Raw genomic sequence first — 19,295 nt, forward strand, 5'->3', positions numbered from 1 at the left:
GCCGCCGTGGCGCACCGGTTCCAGTCACCGTCGGTCGATTGCGGGATTTCGACATATTGCCGTCAGTAATGGTGGAATCGCTCACCCGGCCACGCAACGGCTCCCGCCCAGACCGAGCACTGAATAGGGCGGAAGTATGTGTCGCGCTCAGCGGCGTGTTCTGGTCAGGGCTGCGCCGACTCGCTTGCTGTTACGGATGACCGGGGCGCTTTCCACGCCGCGGATGCCCGGCAGGTTGCCGATGCCCTGTTCGAGAAAGTCGTAGAGGGCGTCCACATCGCGGCAGGCGGCGAACAGGAGCAGGTTGGTGGGTCCGGTGGTGGCGGCGGCGAAGGCGACGTCGGGATGCGTGGCGATCGCCTCGGCGGCCTGCCGCACCCGTGCCGGGTCGACGGTCAGCCACAGGATCGCCAGCGTCTCGAATCCCAGCAGTACCGGATCGATATCCACGTCGAAGAACAACGCACCGCACTCGCGTAACTGGGCAAGGCGGCGTTTGGCGGTCATCTCGGACCACCCGGTCGCCCGGGCGATGTCGGAGTAACCGACGCGACCGTCCTGCGCGAGGATGGCGAACAATTCCTCGTCGCCCTCCGCAGGCACTGTCGACGCCTGTTGAGACGGGGCCAGGGCGGCGATCTGCTCGGCGGTGAGCGAGTCGGCCCGGCCGTGCCAGCCGGCCGGACCGCCCGCGAAGACGCGCAGCAGGCAGTGCGCGGTGACGCCGGTGACCCGCGGCGTCTTCGGCAACTGCCCGAGCAGCAGGGCATCGCTCTCCCGAGAACTGCGGGTGCGGGTGACGCAGACGATCTGCGTGCCGCCCGAGGTGAGGCAGACCCACGAGGTATCCGGCCGCCGGGCCAGCGCATCGGCGACAGCCACCGCCGCGTCGGGGGTCACCTGGACCCGGACGAACCACTCCACCCACCCCAGTCGCCGGGCGTTCGGCAGGCCGACCACCCGCAGTTGCCCGGTGGCGCGCAGCCTGCGGTACCGCCGTGCGACCGTCTGATCGGACACGCCGAGCACCGCTGCGATGCGGCTGAACGGTGCGCGCCCGTCGATGTGCAGCGCGTGCACGATCGCGCGATCGATGTGGTCCAGGACCGGAGAACTCACCGGCGACAGCGTACTGCGGCCCTCCGCGACCGAATCCTCATCGTGGGCGCGCTCACCCACGGCGATCTTCCGGGCCACCTTCGGCGTGCCGCCGTACTTCCTGGCCGGCTGCTCCGAAGCGGTGCCGCAACTCGGTCGCGAAGTCGTCGGCGAACTCGGCCGGATCGTCGAAATTACGCTCCGGATAGGAAGCCGACCGGGCAATGTTCTTTGGTGTTTGAGCGACGCGCTCGGTGGGTACTACCCCTGTGACCCGTTGTATGTACAGGTCACAGGGGTTGTTGCGCCCCCGGCAGGAATCGAACCTGCGACCTAGGGATTAGAAGGCCCTTGCTCTATCCAACTGAGCTACGGAGGCAGCGGGTTCTACGATGGCCGACATTGGCCGTGCTGTCCAGCGAGTCGATTATAGCGAGCGTCCAGGTGGCCGGATTCTTAGCGTTAGCAACGTTTCAGCCATCCCGAACAATAGGTGACGCGCCGTGGTGATCGGGGCCAAGGATATCGGTACAAACCCGACCGGGCCACGGAATACTCGCCGAACTACGCTCAGTCGTATGTCCTCCGCCCCCACCTCGTCCGCCGCTCCCCGAGTCGAGGCCGCTCGGTCGGGGGCGACGTTCGGCACGATCACCGCGCTGGCCGGCGCCACCGCGGCCGTGGTCGCGGCGCTGGTGGTGGGGTTGTCGGCGGCGCAGGCACTGAGCCTGCTCGGCATCCCCGACCCGGGTGCGGCGACCACCTACGGACTGCCCGCGGTCCGGGCGCTCGCCGACCTGTCGGCCGCGCTGACAGTCGGCTCGCTGTTGTTCGCGGCCTTCCTGGTGCCGCCGCAGTCGAACGGGCTGCTGGACGTCGGCGGGTATCGCGCGGTGCGCAGGGCGTCGAATTTCGCGGTGGTCTGGGCGTGTTGCGCGGCGCTGCTGGTGCCGCTGACGGTTTCGGACACCACCGGACGGCCGGTGGGGGATGTTCTGCGCCCGCAGGAACTGTGGCAGGCGATCGATCGGGTCGAGTTGGCCGGAGCTTGGCGGACGACCGTCGTTTTCGCCCTGATCGTCGCCGTGGGCTGCCGCCTCGCGTTGCGCTGGGGCTGGACTCCGGTCCTGCTCGGGGCCGCGATCGCCACCATGATGCCGCTGGCGTTGACCGGCCATTCCTCCTCGGGCGGGTCGCACGACGTGGCGACCAACAGCCTGATCCTGCATCTGATCTCGTCCGCCGTCTGGGTCGGCGGCCTGTTCGCGGTGCTCGCGCATGCCCTGCGCGGCGGTGCGCACACCGACGTCGCGGCCCGGCGTTTCTCGTCGACCGCCACAGTCGCCTTCGCCGTGATCGCGGTCAGCGGCGTGATCAACTCCTGGGTCCGCGTGCCGGTGGACGAACTGCTCTCCAGCACCTACGGCAGGCTGGTGCTGGCCAAGGCCGCCGCGCTGGCGGTGCTCGGTGTGTTCGGTTACCTGCAGCGCCGCGCCTCGTTGCCCGCCTTGGCGGCCGATCCCGGCGACCGGTCGGCCCTGGTGCGGTACGCGGGCGTCGAAGTATTGATCTTCGCCGCGACCATCGGCCTCGCGGTCGGGCTCGGCCGTACGCCGCCGCCACCGCCGGATTCCGTTCCGACGCCGGTCGAAGTGGAGCTGGGCTACAACCTGGCCGGGCCGCCCACATTCGCCCGCCTGGTGTTCGACTGGCGGTTCGATCTGATCTTCGGAACGCTGTCCATCGTGCTCGCGGTGCTGTACCTGCTCGGCGTGCGGCGGCTGCGAGCGCGGGGTGACGCGTGGCCGGCCGGGCGGACGTTCGCCTGGCTGTCCGGTTGTGTGGTGCTGCTCGTCGCCACCTCTTCCGGCGTCGGCCGGTACTCCCCCGCGATGTTCAGCGTGCATATGGGAGCCCATATGGCGCTGTCCATGCTCGCGCCGATCCTGTTGGCGCTCGGTGGCGCGGTGACGCTGGCGCTGCGCGCGCTGCCCCCGGCAGGCCGCGGTGGCGTGCCGGGGCCGCGGGAATGGCTACTGGCCGCGGTGCACAACCCGGTCTCGCGTTTCCTGACTCACCCGATCGTGGCGTCGGCGATCTTCGTCGGCGGCTTCTACGCGCTGTACCTGGGCGGCATCTTCGACGCCTACGCCGACTCGCACGCGGCGCACCTGCTGATGAACGTGCACTTCCTGCTCAGCGGTTACCTGTTCTACTGGGTGGTGATCGGCATCGATCCCAAGCCGAGGCAGGTGGAGCCGTTGACCAAGCTCGCCATGGTGTTCGGCTCGCTGCCGTTCCACGCCTTCTTCGGCATCGCGCTGATGAGCATGACCACGGTGCTCGGCGGCTGGTTCTACCACGGCCTCGGTCTCGGCTGGAACGGCGATCTGCTCGGCGACCAGCGCACCGGCGGCAGCCTCGCGTGGGCGAGCGGTGAGGTCCCCCTGGTGGTGGTGATGCTGGCTTTGCTGATCCAATGGTCGCGCAGCGATCAGCGACTCGCGCAGCGCACCGATCGAGCCGCCGAACGCGACAACGACGCCGCACTCGCCGCACACAACGCGATGTTCGCCGAACTGGCCAAGCGAGATGGAGAAGTGCGTAAGTGAGTGAACGCGCCACCACGGTCTCCCCACACAGACCGGCCGGGCGGGTGGAACGGTCGGACGTGCGATCCGCACGCAAGCGGCTGGCGGGGCAGATCCGTAAGACGCCGGTCTTCCACACCTCCATCGCGAGCCCGTCCGGTCCCGTCCCGGTGACGATCAAGCTCGAGCACCTCCAGCACGGCGGGACGTTCAAAGTACGCGGCAGCCTCAACGCGCTGCTCGAGTCGGGCACCGGGGTCGATCAGGTGGTGATCGCCTCCGGCGGCAACGCGGGTATCGCGGCGGCGCTGGCCGCGGCGCGGCTCGGAAAATCCTGCACCGTCGTCGTCCCGGAGACGGCGCCGCACACCAAGGTCGCTGCGATGTGGTCGCACGGCGCGGAGGTGCTCTGGCACGGCACCTGCTACGCCGAGGCCTTGCAGCACGCGACCGAGCTGGCCACCGAACGGGGCGCGCTGCTGCTGCACGGCTACGACCTGCCCGCGGTGGTCGCGGGCATCGGTGTGGTGGGGCTGGAACTCGAGGAGCAGGTACGTGGTCGGCCGCCGGTGCTGGCCGCGGTGGGCGGTGGCGGACTGGTCGCGGGCATCGCGGCCGCGGTCGGGCGGCGTCAGCGGGTGATCGGGGTGGAACCCGACGGCGCCGCGATCCTGCGCGCGGCGTTGGCGGCCGAGCGTCCGGTGGACATTGTCGGGTCCGGGATCACCGTCGACTCGCTGGGGCCGACCCGTATCGGTGACATCGCACTCGACGTCGCCCGCCGCCACGGCGTGCGCTCGGTGCTGGTCAGCGACGACGCGATCAGCGCGGCGCGGGAATATCTGTGGCGCGAGTTCCGCATCCTGGTGGAAGTGTCCGGCGCCACGGCGCTGGCCGCCGTGCACAGCGGCGTCTACGTTCCCGCGCCGGACGAGCGACCGGTGGTGGTCCTCTGCGGCGCCAATACCGACGTGGCGGTGTTCTGACCACGCGGGCGTGAAAGCTCGGTCTTCACATTTCGGGAAGTTGTGCACATTCCTGGATCGGATCGCTCGGGTCCGCGAAATCGGCGCACGCTGGAAGTGCCTCCTGGAGGGGGAGGACATTCCGGGCGGTTCCGGATCCGAATGTGAAGGGGCGTAGCTATGTACGAGGCGAATGCGACCGTGATCGGAACGATCGCCACCCATCCGGTCAAGCGTGATCTGACCAATGGCGAGCAGGTGGTCACCTTCCGGTTGGCGAGCAATTCCCGCCGATTGGACCAGACGTCGGGGCAATGGGTGGACAACGGCACCCTCTATCTCACCGTCAGCTGCTGGCGCAGGCTGGTGGCAGGTGTCGACGCGTCACTGCGGCGCGGCGATCCGATCATCGCCTACGGCCAGCTGCGCTCCCACGAGTACCGGAGCAAGGACGGTGTGGAGCGACGGGATCTGGAGATGCGCGCCACCGCGGTCGGACCGGACCTGTCCCGCTGTGTCGCGCACCTGACGCGGCTGTCCGACCTGCCGCCACGGAATACTTCCGCGATCGCGAACGCTGAAGGTCAGGTGCCGGTGGGCGACGCGCCGGGGGAGAATATCGTTGCCGCCGATTCGGCACCGCCGCGCGGCAGCGCGCCCGAGCCGGTCGACGCTTGATCGCATGGCCGGTTTTCGTCCCGGCGGCAGGTAGCTCTGCTTCGTCCCCCCATCTCTCGCACCGATAGGCTTCACACTTATGGCTGAGTTCATCTACCAAATGAAGAAGGTTCGCAAGGCGCACGGCGACAAAGTCGTGCTCGACGATGTCACCTTGAACTTCCTTCCCGGCGCCAAGATCGGCGTCGTCGGCCCGAACGGCGCGGGTAAATCCAGCGTGCTGAAGATCATGGCCGGACTGGACCAGCCGAACAACGGTGACGCGTTCCTCGCCGCAGGCGCCACCGTCGGGATCCTCCAGCAGGAGCCGCCGCTCAACGAGGAGAAGACCGTCCGCGGCAACGTCGAGGAGGGCATGGGCGAGATCAAGGTGAAGCTGGATCGCTTCAACGAGATCGCCGAGCTGATGGCCACCGACTACTCCGACGAGCTCATGGAGGAGATGGGCAAGCTGCAGGAGGACCTGGATCACGCCGACGCGTGGGACCTGGACTCCCAGCTCGAGCAGGCGATGGACGCGCTGCGCTGCCCGCCGCCGGACGAGCCGGTCACCAACCTCTCCGGTGGTGAGCGCCGCCGCGTGGCGCTGTGCAAGTTGCTGCTGAGCAAGCCCGACCTGCTGCTGCTCGACGAGCCGACCAACCACCTGGACGCCGAGAGCGTGAACTGGCTCGAACAGCACCTGGCGCAGTACCAGGGCGCCGTGCTCGCGGTCACCCACGACCGGTACTTCCTGGACAACGTCGCCCAGTGGATTCTGGAGCTGGACCGCGGCCGCGCCTACCCGTACGAGGGCAACTACTCCACCTACCTCGAGAAGAAGGCCGAGCGGCTCGAGGTGCAGGGCAAGAAGGACCAGAAGCTGCAGAAGCGGCTCAAGGAAGAACTCGCCTGGGTCCGTTCCGGCGCCAAGGCCAGGCAGGCCAAGAACAAGGCTCGCCTCGGCCGGTACGAGGAGATGGCGGCCGAGGCCGAGAAGATGCGGAAGCTCGACTTCGAGGAGATCCAGATTCCCGCGGGCCCGCGCCTGGGCAACGTGGTGGTCGAGGTCGAGCACTTGGACAAGGGCTTCGGCGACCGTCAGCTGATCAAGGACCTGTCGTTCACCCTGCCGCGTAACGGCATCGTCGGCGTGATCGGGCCCAACGGCGTCGGTAAGACCACGTTGTTCAAGACCATCGTCGGGCTCGAGTCGCCGGACAGCGGCGAGGTGAAGGTCGGCGAGACGGTCAAGCTGAGCTACGTCGACCAGAATCGCGCGGGCATCGACCCCAAGAAGACGGTTTGGCAGGTGGTCTCCGACGGCCTCGACTACATCGAGGTCGGCCAGCAGGAGATGCCGTCGCGCGCCTACGTGAGCGCGTTCGGCTTCAAGGGCCCCGACCAGCAGAAGCCCGCGGGCGTTCTGTCCGGCGGTGAACGCAACCGGCTGAACCTGGCGATGACGCTCAAACAGGGCGGCAACCTGATCCTGCTGGACGAGCCGACCAACGACCTCGACGTCGAGACCCTCGGCTCGCTGGAGAACGCGCTGGAGAAGTTCCCCGGCTGCGCCGTGGTCATCTCGCACGACCGCTGGTTCCTGGACCGCACCTGTACCCACATCCTCGCGTGGGAGGGCGACTCCGACAACGAGGCCAAGTGGTTCTGGTTCGAGGGCAACTTCGAAGCGTACGAAGCCAACAAGGTCGAGCGGCTCGGCCCGGAAGCGGCCCGCCCGCACCGGGTTACGCACCGCAAACTCACCCGCGGCTGAGTTCGTCGGCGTAGGGCGGGTGCACGGTGCGGCCGCACCCGCCCTACGTGCCGCACTGCCTGGATGCTGTGGCCGGGCGAGGACGACACCGTCGCGAAAGCCCGGATTTCGGCGGACCCCACGGTTCGGCTTCGGGCGGCGCAGGACCTCGCCTGTGGAAGGCCCCGGTTGGCGGTGGTTGCTAGGAGCGCTGGGGGCCATAGGGGGCAAGACAGGGACATGGGACGCATATGTTCCCGGGGTGGGTCACTCGGACGCAGTTCGCACTGCGCTGCGTAAACCTTGTTCGGCCTGGCCGGTGAGCGGGGAAGGGCTCCGACTGTTCGATATACGTCCGGGGCACTTTCACCGCCGCTGGATCTGGTGTCGGCGAGGTTTCTCCTTGCCAGGGTGCTCGCCTGCCGGGTACGGGCGCGTGCGCGCTGCCTGGCGTTTGCTGGTGTGCCATGCGGGGGCGGTTGAGCCGGAGTTCGGGTCGAGAGCGGGGGGCGACGGCCGCGGTGGGGTGGCGCGAAAAGTCTTTCCGGGGAACGCGGAACAGGAGTGACACCTACCCGCGCGTAGCTCGCTAGGGTGGGAGTCGTGAATGCGCAGGCGCAGTTCGAGCAATCGGTGGCTTCGACCGCCGACGCGGTGGTCGAGCTGACCCGAGGTACCGGTGCGGCGTCGCTGCCGCCACGGATACGACCTGTCGCGCTCACCTGACGTTCGCGGGTCCGACTTCTGTGCTGTGCCCGAGGTTGTCGCGTGTGATCTCGGCACACGAGCGGCGAACTCCGCCGTCGTGGTGAACCACCGGATGTGAAAAGGGAATTCACCCACGCGTCATCGGCGCACAGTTACTCTCGGACCGGCGTCACTTTGTTACGGAACCGATATCCGAGGGAGTTGGCGAAAAATGACCGTCTCGTCCGAATTGTCCAGCGCGGCGTGGGCCGCGGGTTTGCCGCAGTCACTGCGCGGCGAACTCGCGACGCTCGAGGAGGCGTACTTCCGCCACGTCGACGCGGGCGATGTGGACTGTGCGATCACCGGCATCACCCAGATCTTCCGAAGGCACTTGGAGTTGGCGGTGACGCGCCGCCCCGGTCGCGCACTGGTGCGGGTGTACCACCCGGACGACGGCTCCGGAATCGGTGCGGCGGTGCAGATCGTCACCGATGACATGGCGCTGCTGGTCGAGTCGATCAGCTCGTCGCTGAGCCGGATCGGCGTCAGTGTCAGCGAGATCATCCACCCGATCTTCGAGGTCGAGCGGGACGAGGAGGGGCGGCTGACGCACGCCGCCGCGCACGAGGTGGACGGCACCGGCGGGGCGGGACTGCGGGAGTCCTGGATGCACGTGCAATTGCACCCGTCGACCAGTGCGGCGCTGCTGGCCAAGGTCGAATCCGCGGTGCCGGACGTGGTGGACGACGTGCGTCAGGTGATCGGCGATACCGAGGCCATCGAAGACGTGCAGAGCAGACTGGCCGACGATCTCGAATCGGCCGCGCAATCCGGGTCCGCGCCGTTCCAGCCGACCGAACTGACCGACACCGCTCACTTGCTGCGCTGGCTGGCCGGGGGGAACTTCACCCTGCTCGGCTACGCGCGCTACCGACTGAGCACCGACCAGGGCCGCGAGATGTCCACCGTCGTGCCCGACACCTGCCTCGGCGTGCTGCGGCCCGACGTGGGCACCGACTTCCACGTGCCGGTCAACGGCGGTGACCGTCCGCTGCTCACGCTGACCCAGGGGCTGGTCCCCGCCACCGTGCATCGTGCGGTGTATCCCTATTTCGTCGGTGTCGCCGATTTCGACGCCGACGGAACCATCGTCGGTGAACACTTGTTCATCGGCGTCTTCACCGTCACCGCCGTGCACGAGAACGTTCTGGACATCCCGGTGATCGAACGCCGGGTCCGTTCGGCGATCGAGGAGAGCGGATTCGACCTGGACTCGTTCTCCGGTCAGGCCATGCTCGAGGTCATCCAGTCCTTCCCCCGCACCGAGCTGTTCTCCGCCGACAGCGAGACGCTGCGCCGCACCGCCACCGCCGTGCTGAGCGTCGGCCTGCGGCGCCAGGTGCGTCTGTTCCTGCGCGCGGACACCTACGGTCGCTATGTCGCCTGCCTGGTCTACCTGCCGCGGGACCGGTACACCACCAGCGCTCGGCTCGAGATGCAGGAGATCCTGGTCCGCGAACTGGGTGGCGTGTCCATCGACTACTCCGCGCGGGTGGGCGAAAGCGAGTTGGCGCGAGTGTATTTCACCGTGCGCATGCCGGAGGCCGAGCTCGGTGTCCCGCGTCGTACGCCGCCCGGCGCCGATACCTCCGAGCCCACCAGGCTGCGCTTGCAGAACATGCTCGCCGAGGCCACCCGCACCTGGGAGGACCGGCTGAACGACGAGGTGAGCACGTCGACGGTGCTCGATCCCGCGGTGGTGCAGCGATACGCGGAGGCCTTCCCCGAGGGTTACAAACAGGATTTCGCCGCGGCCCGCGCGCTGCGGGACATCGTGCGCCTGGAACATTTGCGAGACGGCGTCATCGATCAATATCTGTACCGGAAGCCGGATTCGGCGCCGGGCTCGTGGCGTTTCACGCTCTACGTCGGTGGTAGCGGCATCTCCTTGAGCCAAGTGCTTCCGCTGTTGCAGAGCCTCGGTGTGGAGGTGGTCGACGAGCGGCCGTACCAGATCGCGCTGGAGGCGGCGGCGGACGGCACCGGCGGTGAGCGGTGGATCTACGACTTCGGCCTGCTGGCCCGCCCGGAGCTGCTGCGCAGTTCGCTCGATCGCGATCTGGACGCCGAACTGCTCGAGTCCTCCAAACGCGCCGACGTGCTGGAGGCGGAGGTGCGCGGGCTGCGGGAACGGTTCGTGGAAGCCTTCGCGGCCATGTGGTACGGCCGCGCGGAGGCGGACGGGATGAACGAGCTCGTGCTGCGTGCCCGGTTGCCCTGGCGGGCCGTGTCGATCCTGCGCACCTACGCGAAGTACTTGCAGCAGGCGGGTTTTCCGTATAGTCAGGCCAACATCTGCCGTGTGCTGCTCACCTATCCGGATATCGCGCGCCTGTTCGTCGACCTGTTCGCCGCGCGCTTCGACCCCGACACCGTCTCCGCCGAGCACGCCGCGGAACTGGAGACCCAGGTGCGCGGGCGGATCGACGAGGTGGTCAGCCTGGACGCGGACCGCATCCTGCGCGCGATCCTCGGCCTGGTCAAAGCGACGCTGCGGACGAACTTCTACGTGACCGACGCGGAAGGCAAACCGCGCGACTTCGTGTCGGTGAAGGTCGAGCCACGGGAGATCGCCGAATTGCCCAAGCCGAAGCCGCAGTTCGAGATCTTCGTGTACTCGCCGCGGGTGGAAGGCGTGCACCTGCGCTTCGGCTCGGTCGCGCGTGGCGGTTTGCGGTGGTCGGATCGTTTGGAGGATTTCCGCACGGAGATCTTGGGCCTGGTGAAGGCGCAGGCGGTGAAGAACGCGGTCATCGTGCCGGTCGGCGCGAAGGGCGGTTTCGTGGTCAAGCAACCGCCCGCGGCCACCGGCGATCCGGTAGCGGACCGGCAGGCGCTGGGCGCCGAGGGCGTGGCTTGCTATCGCACGTTCATCTCGGGCCTGCTGGATGTCACCGACAACGTGGATCGCGCGAGCGGGGAGGTGCTTCCGCCCGCTCGGGTCGTGCGGCGTGACGGTGACGACACCTATCTGGTCGTTGCGGCCGACAAGGGCACCGCGACGTTCTCGGATATCGCCAACGACGTGGCTCAGAGCTACGGCTTTTGGTTGGGTGATGCGTTCGCTTCCGGTGGTTCGGCGGGTTATGACCACAAGGCGATGGGCATCACCGCCAAGGGTGCGTGGGAGAGTGTGAAGCGGCATTTCCGTGAGATGGAGATCGATACCCAGACCCAGGATTTCACGGTGGTCGGTGTCGGTGACATGAGTGGTGATGTGTTCGGCAATGGCATGTTGTTGTCCGAGCACATTCGTCTGGTGGCCGCGTTCGACCACCGCCACATCTTCCTCGACCCCGACCCGGACGCGGCGCGTTCGTACCGGGAGCGGCAGCGGATGTTCGCGTTGCCCAGGTCGTCGTGGGCGGATTACGACACGTCGCTGATCAGTCCCGGTGGCGGTGTGTGGGATCGCACCGTGAAGGCCGTGCCGATCAGCCCGCAGGCCAGGGCGGCTCTCGGCCTGGGCGACGACGTCGTATCGCTGTCGCCGCCGGATCTGGTTCGCGCGATCCTGCTCGCTCCGGTGGATCTGTTGTGGAACGGCGGTATCGGCACCTACATCAAGGCGAGCACCGAGACCAACGCCGAGGTGGGCGACAAGTCCAACGACGCGGTCCGGGTCAACGGGGATCAGTTGCGGGTCAAGGTGATCGGCGAGGGCGGCAATCTCGGCGCCACGGCCCTCGGCCGCATCGAGTTCAACCGCAACGGCGGCAAGATCAACACCGACGCGCTGGACAACTCGGCGGGCGTGGACTGCTCCGACCACGAGGTCAACATCAAGATCCTGCTCGACGCCGTGGTCTCCGGCGGTCAGCTGCCGCCGGACGAGCGCAACCCGCTACTGGCCTCCATGACCGACGAGGTCGCCCAGATGGTTCTGCAGGACAATGTGGCGCAGAACTTCCTCATGGGCATCTCGCGCACCGAGGCGCCGCAGATGCTCAGCGTGCAGACGCGGCTCATCGAGGAACTCGAACAGCGTCGCGGCCTGGACCGCGAACTCGAGGCGCTGCCCTCGGACCAGGAGATGAAGCACAGGCTGGAGGAGAACGCCGCACTGGCCTCGCCCGAGCTGGCCAATCTCATGGCGCACGTGAAGCTCTCGCTCAAGGCCGATCTGCTCGATTCCGACCTGCCCGACAGTCAATACTTCGCCGCGCGGCTGCCGGAGTACTTCCCCACGCCGCTGCGCGACCGGTTCGGAGCGGCGATCAAACGCCACCGGCTGCGCCGGGAGATCGTCACCACCATGATCGTCAACGAGATGGTGGACTACGGCGGCATCACCTACGCGCACCGGTTGAACGAAGAGGTCGGCGCCACCACCACCGACGCGGTGCGCGCCTTCGCCGCGGCGAGCGGAATCTTCGACCTGGACGAACGATGGGCGCGAATCCGCGCCTGTGACGCGCCGACCCCGGTGCGCGACCTGCTCGAACTGGAGACGAAGCGGACCCTCGACCGGGCGTCCCGGTGGCTGCTGAGCAATCGCCCGCAGCCGATCGCGGTGGGCTCCGAGATCAGCCGGTACCGGGCCGACGTGCGGGAACTCGCCCCCAAGGTGCCGGGATGGCTGCGCGGGCACCACGTGTTCTCGCTCACCGACCGGTCCGCCGAGTTGATCGCTCGCGGTGCGCCGACCGACCTCGCCACCGAGGTGTTCGGTCTGCTCCACCTCTTCCCGCTGCTGGACATCGTGGACATCGCCGACATCACCGACCGGGACGGTGACGAGGTCGGGTCGCTGTACTACGCGCTCAACGACCATCTCAAGATCGACTGGCTGCTGCAGGCGGTCAGCCACCTCGAACGCGGCGACCGCTGGCACGCGCTGGCGCGGCTCGCGCTGCGCGACGACATGTACGGGTCGCTGCGCTCGCTCACACTCGACGTGCTCTCCGGCGGCGACCCCGAGGAGACGGCGGACGAGAAGATTGCATACTGGGAGTCGAAGAATCAGTCCCGCCTCGGCAGAGCCAGGGCGGCGCTGTCGGAATTGTTCGAGTCCGGAACCCACGATCTCGCCACGTTGTCGGTTGCAGCGCGGCAAGTGCGGAGCATGGTGAGCGGGGTGGGCGCTCAATCGGAGGTACCACGTTGACGAGTTCGGTGAGCGGCAGCGGGAAGGCCGCGGGCAGCCTGGTGCTGCCCAAGCGGTTCCACGCCAAGGTGGATGTCAGGTGGTCGGACATGGACGTGTTCCAGCACGTCAACCATGCCCGGATGGTGACGCTGCTGGAAGAGGCGCGCATTCCGTGGCTGTTCGAGGACGGCCGCCCGACCGCACCGCTGCGCGAGGGGTGCGTCCTCGCCGATCTGCGTGTCCGCTATCGCGGTCAATTGCGGCACGAGGACACGCCGCTGGACATCGCCATGTGGATCGAGCAGCTGCGCGCGGTCGACTTCACCATCGGCTACGAGGTGCGGGCGGCGGGCGCGCTGCCCGACTCGCCCGCGGCCGTGGTGGCGTCCACGCAGATCGCGGCGTTCGACATGCGGGCGCAGCGGTTGCGCAGGCTCACCGACGCCGAGCGTGATTACCTGTCCGAATGGATGGACTGAGCGACCGCGACTGTGGTGGCGGAGTGCTGACGGCGGAGCGGCCGTGATGGCGGAACAACGAGTGCTGCATGTGCCCGATCCGGCGGAGCGGGAGAATCTCGCGACGTTCCTGACCAGGGCCGTGCGGCTGGACCCCGGGGCGGTGGTGCGCCTGCGCCGCCGCGGGGAGAAATACGTTTCGGCCTGGGTGGCGACGGGTTTCGAAGCGCTGGCGATGCGCACCGTGGTCGCCGAACTCGGCGTCGACGACGTGACGGTCGGCGCCGATCTCGTGCTGGCCGGTTCGGCCGGTGGCGGTCCGATCGACCTCGGATATTCGATGGACTCCGCGTGGCGCGGCGCGCTGCCACCCATCGACGGTTTCGTACACGTCGACGACGTGCCCGCACGCACCCTGGTCGAGCTCGCCGAGCAGGGTGCGCAGCTGGCGAAGGAACACGGCAGCGGCCACGGTCCGCCCGCCTCGTTGCTGGATCAGGCGGTGCTGACCGTGTCCGGCGCGGGCACCCGGGTGCAGGTGCCGATGCGTGTCGTCTTCGCGCTCACGGCGATGGATTTCATCCCGCACTCGGGGGAGAAGGCCGACCCACGCCGTATCCCAGCCGCCGAGATCGTCCGTGTCCGCGCGACCAGAACCTGGCTGCGGCTCGACGCTCGCTACGGCTCGGTCGCGCGTCGGCTCGGCGGTGGAATTCCTCTGCTACCGCGTTGATCGCGTCGTTCGATGGTCGTCGCCGGGTGACGATGACGGCCTACCGGGGGGCGGCATCGAAAATACGCACATCTCTAGTTCTTTCGCTGCCGCTGGATCGATGCCAACGCGGGCTGCGGACTGTAAACCCGAGTAGCACAGGAGCGCTCGGATGCGATCGATGGGACAGGCGGCGCCGTCGGCAGGAGGGGACGGCGCCGCCTCCTGCTGCGGGCACGGTGCCGCTCAAGAGACGCCGATGTAGCGGAGGACTGCCGTTGTCGCGGCTGCGGCGAGAATGACCAGCAGAATGGGGCGTCGGAACCACGCGACCAGTCCACCCGCGAAAACGCCTGCGGGCACGGCGAATCCGAGGTCTGCGGTGCCCAGCGGCAAGGTGGTGACGGCCACGAGCGCGGTGAGCAATACGACGGCGCCGATCTCCAGCAGCCACACCACACGTTCGGGAAGGCGCACTCGGTCGCGGAGTGCGGGTCCGGCCCAGCGGAACGCATAGGTGCCCGCGGCGAGAGCGACGACTCCGGCGGCCAGCATCACGCCGCTCCCCGCGCGGTCGCTGATAGAGGCTTTTGCCGCGCCGCGACCAGCACCCCGGACAGGGCGAGCAGCACCGGCAGCCCCGTGGGCAGGAAAGGAGCGCTGACCAGGGCGATCGCGGTGCCGACACCCACCGCGGCGAGGGTGGTCCGGTCACGCAGCGCGGGCAACACCAGCGCTAGCAGGACCGCGGGGAACACCGCATCGAGTCCGAGCGCTGAGGTGTCGGTGACCACCGATCCGATCAGCGCTCCGACGGCGGCGCCGCCGGGCCAGGCGAGCAGCACCCCAGCGCCGGTGATCCAGTAGGCCGCCCGTCTGCGTGGCGCGTCGGGCTGCGCGATGGTCATCGCGACGGACTCGTCGTTCATCAGATGAACGCCGAGCGAGCGGCGCCAGCCCGTGCCGACCGCGTCGGGAACCGACAGCCCGTACGGAACATGCCGCGCGTTCACCAGCAGTCCCGCCAGCACCGCCGCGATCGGGTTGCCGCCGGCGGCAACGATCCCGAGAAACAGGAACTCCGAGCTCCCCGCCAGCACCACGCACCCGAGTAGCACCGGCAGCCAGACCGGAAAGCCCGCCGCGACCGCGGTCGCCCCGTAGGAAATCCCGATCACACCGACGGCGAGGCACACCGCACCGATCCCGAGCAGCGCATTCCGATCGAGTGTTCGCCATATCGAACGCATGTAGTTTATAGTGAACATAACGCCGCACTTCGTCAACATGGTTTCCCGGCGAGAGCTCCGAAGGACACGCGCTGCGAACATGTCCGCACCGCAACCATCCAGCACTCCAGCGCAACCACAACACCACGACCCCACGGCATAATCGCGGCACACGCGGCGCCGAAGGCGCTGCAAAACAAGCAGAGGTGGGAATGACGCAGCAGGACGCGACGACAACACCACAGGCGGTGATCGCCGCCGCGCTGCGCCGCGAGCGCACCAGGGCCGGACTCTCGCTGAGTGAGGTCGCCGGCCGGGCGGGTATCGCGAAATCCACTCTGTCGCAATTGGAATCGGGAACCGGGAATCCGAGCCTGGAGACTTTGTGGGCGTTGTGCGTCGCCCTGGACATGCCGTTCTCCCGATTGCTCGACCCGCCGCGCCCGAACGTGCACGTCATTCGCGCCGGTGAGGGGCCGGTGGTGGCGGCTGAGCAGTCGGAGTACCGGGCGACGCTGCTGGCGGCCGGGCCCGCCAATTCCCGCCGCGACCTGTTCCGCATCACCGCGGAACCGGGGCATGCGCGGCGATCGGATCCGCATAGCGTCGGTGTGGTCGAGCACGTCCTGCTCGCCGAAGGGCGCGCACTGGTCGGCCCCGTCGACGCGCCCGTCGAACTACACCCGGGCGACTACATCGCGTACCCGGGTGACCAACCGCACGTGTTCGAGGCACTGGCGTCGCCGACCTGGGCGACGCTGGTGGTGGAGTACACCTGATCGGTCAGGCGGCGCCTTCGTCGAGATACTGCAACCACACGGGGTCGAGTTCGGCGGTAGTGGACAGCAGGCGCCAGTGCGGGCCCTTCGGGGAGACCAGCGGGGCACGCAGCGTCCAGCCCAGCTCGCTGAGCAGTTTGTCGGCTTTGCGATGGTTGCACGGCGCGCAGCTGGCGACGCAGTTCTCCCAGGAATGTTCCCCGCCGCGGCTGCGCGGGATGACGTGGTCGATGGTCTCGGCCTTGCCGCCGCAATAGCCGCAGCGGTAGCGATCCCGGTGCATGAGCGCGGCGCGGGTCATCGGCACCCTGGCGCGATACGGAACGTGCACGTAGGTGCGCAGGCGGATCACCGAGGGAATCGCCACCGACGTATCGGCGGAGTGCACTACCGGCCCTTCGTCGTTGTGGTGAACGGCGTCGGCCTTATCGCAGATGAGGAGGACGATCGCGCGGCGCGCGGACAATGCGGTGAGCGGCTCGTAGGTGGCGTTCAACAGCAACACCCTGGTCTTGAGCCAGTTCGTGCCCTCGGCGGGCGGGGCGGTCGGGCGGGGGCCGTGGTCGTGATGGCCACGATGTCCACCCGGATATCGTTCGGACAAGATGTGCAGCGGAGTAGCCCCCGACCCACAATTGTGGACGTCGGCGGGCTGGAGTTGTCGGTGCGCTCGCGCCTCATGTGATCGGGCGCCGTGCCGCTGCTTCATCTCGACCTCGATTTCATGATTGGCAGGATCATGTGGTATCTGCAAAGCAGAGACTGTCCCCCAGTTGACCATGGAATGTCGGGCATTGCACGGTGATTTTCAACAATGTCCGGTTAACTGTGGCTGAAGTGCCATTCCGGCGCGATGTTCCGGTTGCCGATCGGCGGCGCAAGGGCGGTACGGCGGCGGTGCCCGGGCGCGGGCACAATGGACAGCGGCGCATCCGGTGAAGCGAGAGGGTCTATGACTTCGGGCGAGCAAACGGCGACGTCGTTCTACGAGGCGGTCGGTGGGGCGGAGACGTTCCGGCGGCTCGTCGCGACGTTCTATCGCGAGGTGGCCGCCGACGAGGTGCTGCGCCCGCTGTATCCGGAGGAGGATCTCGGTCCGGCGGAGCGTCGTTTGCGGATGTTCCTGGAGCAGTATTGGGGCGGTCCGCGCACTTACTCCGACGAGCGCGGCCATCCTCGCTTGCGCATGCGGCACATGCCGTTCACCATCGGACCGATCGAGCGGGACGCGTGGCTGCGGTGCATGCGTATCGCGGTCGCCGAGATCGAGCCGGAAACGCTCGACGACGAGCACCGTAAGGCGCTGCTCGACTACCTGGAAATGGCTGCCAACTCGTTGGTGAACGCCCCGTTCTGACCACGGCGCAGCACCGCGGCGTTGGTGTGTTTTCTACCGCGTTGTGGTGGCGAAACATTCGCTGGTGAACAGCGGGTGACGTGACGGTTGCGCGCGAGAGGCGGAGCGGAGCAGCCTTTTTCGCCTGTGCGGGTGGCAGTGCTGGGCATTTGCCCGCCATTCGAAACTGTGTGCCGGGAGAAGGCTTTCGCCTCGAAACTTTGGCACTATTGCGGATGTGAGTGATGCACCAGCCTTAACGGCGCCGGTGGATCGCACCACGCAGTCGTGGTGGCGGTCGGCCGTGTTCTACCAGGTTTATCCGAGATCTTTCGCGGACTCGAGCGGAGACGGGGTCGGCGATCTCGGGGGAGTCCGGGACAAACTGGGCTACCTCGAACTGCTCGGCGTCGACGCGCTGTGGATCTGCCCCGTGATGCGTTCGCCGATGGCCGATGGTGGCTACGACGTTGCCGATCCCCGCGACATCGATCAGCTCTTCGGCGGTCTCGCCGCGATGGACGCGCTGATCGCCGAGGCGCATGCCCGCCGGATCAAGGTCACCATGGATTTGGTGCCCAATCACACCAGCGACCAGCATCCGTGGTTCCGCGCGGCGCTGGCGGCGGCTCCCGGCAGCCCGGAGCGCGATCGATACATCTTCCGCGACGGCCGCGGCCCCGGCGGCGCCGAGCCGCCGAACAACTGGCCGAGCATCTTCGGCGGCCCCGCTTGGACCAGGATCACCGAACCCGACGGCACCCCCGGCCAGTGGTACCTGCACATCTTCGCCCGTGAGCAGCCCGACCTGAATTGGGCCGACCCCGAGGTCGCCGCCGATTTCGAGCAGACGCTGCGGTTCTGGCTCGACCGCGGGGTGGACGGATTCCGGATCGACGTCGCACACGGCATGGCCAAACCCGACGGTCTGCCCGACATGCCCGAGCTGTCCGTCTCGGCCCTGCTCGCGCACGACGACAGCGACCCGCGGTTCAACAATCCCGCCGTGCACGACATCCACCGCCGGATCCGCAAGGTGGTCGACGAGTACCCGGACGCGGTCACCATCGGTGAAGTGTGGGTGAACGACAACACCCGCTTCGGCGAGTACGTGCGTGCCGACGAACTGCACCTGGCGTTCAACTTCCGCCTCGCGGAATCGGCGTTCGACGCCGACGCGGTGCGTGACGCGATCGACAACTCGCTGTCCGCCGTCGCACCGGTCTTCGCCGTGCCCACCTGGACGTTGTCGAACCACGACATCGAGCGCGAGGTCACCCGCTACGGCGGCGGTGCGCTCGGCGTCGCGCGGGCGCGGGCGATGATCCTGCTGGAACTGGCGCTGCCGGGCGCGGTGTTCATCTACAACGGCGCCGAGCTGGGGCTGCCCAACGTCGACGACCTGCCGGACGACGTCTTGCAGGATCCGGTGTGGGAGCGCTCCGGCCACACCCAGCGCGGCCGCGACGGCTGCCGAGTGCCGCTGCCCTGGGAGGGTGCCGCGCCGCCGTACGGGTTCACCACCGGGACACCGTGGCTGCCGATTCCGGGCGACTGGGCGTCGCTGACCGTCGAAGCGCAACTCGAGGAGTTGGGGTCGACTTTGTCGCTGTATCGCCTGGCACTCGAACTGCGCGCGCTGCGGCCGGAGTTCGCCGGGGATCGGATCGAGTGGTACGGCAGCCCGGCGGGTTGTCTCGCCTTCCGCAGGCCGGGGGGACTGGTCTGCGTGCTCAACGCCTCGGACGCGCCCATCCAGCTACCGCCGGGAGACGTGCTGCTGGCCAGCGCGCCGACCGACGGAGGCCAGCTGGCGCCGAACGCGACCGCCTGGTTGGTCTGAGGCGCGTCGGAAAGTCCCAGCTCGGAGCCGAT

General features: G+C 68.0%; 15 protein-coding genes and 1 tRNA gene. 11 read left to right on the top strand and 5 right to left on the bottom strand.

Annotated elements, in window-relative coordinates:
* Positions 1-147 precede the first annotated feature (147 nt).
* Together ACIA5H_RS20985 and ACIA5H_RS20990 are read right to left on the bottom strand one after the other, a co-directional pair.
* On the bottom strand, positions 148-1,119 hold the full coding sequence (locus ACIA5H_RS20985; RefSeq protein ID WP_397077115.1) for an Lrp/AsnC family transcriptional regulator: 972 nt from the start codon (positions 1,117-1,119) through the stop codon (positions 148-150).
* A 284-nt stretch (positions 1,120-1,403) separates the two neighbouring features.
* Positions 1,404-1,477: transfer RNA gene (locus ACIA5H_RS20990), tRNA-Arg, on the bottom strand.
* A gap of 199 nt (positions 1,478-1,676) precedes the next feature.
* On the opposite strand from ACIA5H_RS20990, the gene ACIA5H_RS20995 reads away from it, so the two are divergent.
* The 8 genes from ACIA5H_RS20995 (at position 1,677) to ACIA5H_RS21030 (ending at position 14,097) form a co-directional block, all read left to right on the top strand.
* Positions 1,677-3,710: a cytochrome c oxidase assembly protein gene (locus tag ACIA5H_RS20995; RefSeq protein ID WP_397077116.1), complete on the top strand. Its 2,034-nt coding sequence runs from the start codon at positions 1,677-1,679 to the stop codon at positions 3,708-3,710.
* Positions 3,707-4,675, top strand: coding sequence for a serine/threonine dehydratase (locus ACIA5H_RS21000; protein WP_379254267.1), 969 nt, complete (start codon positions 3,707-3,709; stop codon positions 4,673-4,675). The genes ACIA5H_RS20995 and ACIA5H_RS21000 overlap by 4 nt, the downstream gene beginning before the upstream one ends.
* Positions 4,676-4,834: 159 nt before the next feature.
* Positions 4,835-5,332 (top strand): single-stranded DNA-binding protein, encoded by a 498-nt coding sequence (locus tag ACIA5H_RS21005; protein ID WP_379254269.1) that lies wholly within the window; start codon positions 4,835-4,837, stop codon positions 5,330-5,332.
* A 79-nt stretch (positions 5,333-5,411) separates the two neighbouring features.
* Positions 5,412-7,088, top strand: coding sequence for an energy-dependent translational throttle protein EttA (gene ettA / locus ACIA5H_RS21010; protein WP_039796561.1), 1,677 nt, complete (start codon positions 5,412-5,414; stop codon positions 7,086-7,088).
* A 582-nt stretch (positions 7,089-7,670) separates the two neighbouring features.
* Positions 7,671-7,793, top strand: coding sequence for a hypothetical protein (locus ACIA5H_RS21015; protein WP_379254271.1), 123 nt, complete (start codon positions 7,671-7,673; stop codon positions 7,791-7,793).
* Between the two features lie 193 nt (positions 7,794-7,986).
* On the top strand, positions 7,987-12,924 hold the full coding sequence (locus ACIA5H_RS21020; protein ID WP_397077117.1) for an NAD-glutamate dehydrogenase: 4,938 nt from the start codon (positions 7,987-7,989) through the stop codon (positions 12,922-12,924).
* Positions 12,925-13,013: 89 nt separating this feature from the next.
* Complete coding sequence (locus ACIA5H_RS21025) at positions 13,014-13,385, top strand: acyl-CoA thioesterase (RefSeq protein ID WP_379254323.1); 372 nt, start codon at positions 13,014-13,016, stop codon at positions 13,383-13,385.
* A 46-nt stretch (positions 13,386-13,431) separates the two neighbouring features.
* Positions 13,432-14,097 carry a hypothetical protein gene (locus tag ACIA5H_RS21030; protein ID WP_379254275.1) on the top strand — a complete coding sequence of 222 codons (666 nt, stop codon included), beginning with the start codon at positions 13,432-13,434 and terminating at the stop codon, positions 14,095-14,097.
* A 225-nt stretch (positions 14,098-14,322) separates the two neighbouring features.
* Here the strand turns inward: ACIA5H_RS21030 and ACIA5H_RS21035 are convergent, their stop codons facing one another.
* Together ACIA5H_RS21035 and ACIA5H_RS21040 are read right to left on the bottom strand one after the other, a co-directional pair.
* Positions 14,323-14,631, bottom strand: a complete 309-nt coding sequence (locus ACIA5H_RS21035; RefSeq protein WP_355075921.1) for an AzlD domain-containing protein — start codon at positions 14,629-14,631, stop codon at positions 14,323-14,325.
* On the bottom strand, positions 14,631-15,326 hold the full coding sequence (locus ACIA5H_RS21040; protein ID WP_379254277.1) for an AzlC family ABC transporter permease: 696 nt from the start codon (positions 15,324-15,326) through the stop codon (positions 14,631-14,633). Before ACIA5H_RS21040 ends, ACIA5H_RS21035 begins: the two co-directional genes overlap by 1 nt.
* Before the next feature lie 191 nt (positions 15,327-15,517).
* Between ACIA5H_RS21040 and ACIA5H_RS21045 the strand changes: the two genes are divergently transcribed.
* Positions 15,518-16,084 (top strand): helix-turn-helix domain-containing protein, encoded by a 567-nt coding sequence (locus tag ACIA5H_RS21045; protein WP_379254279.1) that lies wholly within the window; start codon positions 15,518-15,520, stop codon positions 16,082-16,084.
* Positions 16,085-16,088: 4 nt separating this feature from the next.
* On the opposite strand, the gene ACIA5H_RS21050 is transcribed toward ACIA5H_RS21045, so the two are convergent.
* Positions 16,089-16,793: an HNH endonuclease gene (locus ACIA5H_RS21050; RefSeq protein ID WP_355075927.1), complete on the bottom strand. Its 705-nt coding sequence runs from the start codon at positions 16,791-16,793 to the stop codon at positions 16,089-16,091.
* Positions 16,794-17,036: 243 nt separating this feature from the next.
* Between ACIA5H_RS21050 and ACIA5H_RS21055 the strand changes: the two genes are divergently transcribed.
* Positions 17,037-17,441, top strand: a complete 405-nt coding sequence (locus ACIA5H_RS21055; protein ID WP_195043276.1) for a globin — start codon at positions 17,037-17,039, stop codon at positions 17,439-17,441.
* A gap of 217 nt (positions 17,442-17,658) precedes the next feature.
* Entirely contained in the window at positions 17,659-19,263 is a 1,605-nt protein-coding gene (locus tag ACIA5H_RS21060; protein WP_379254282.1) for an alpha-amylase family glycosyl hydrolase, read from the top strand.
* Positions 19,264-19,295 lie beyond the last annotated feature (32 nt).

The sequence above is a fragment of the Nocardia sp. NPDC051900 genome (genome assembly GCF_044452545.1).
GTDB lineage: Bacteria > Actinomycetota > Actinomycetes > Mycobacteriales > Mycobacteriaceae > Nocardia > Nocardia sichangensis.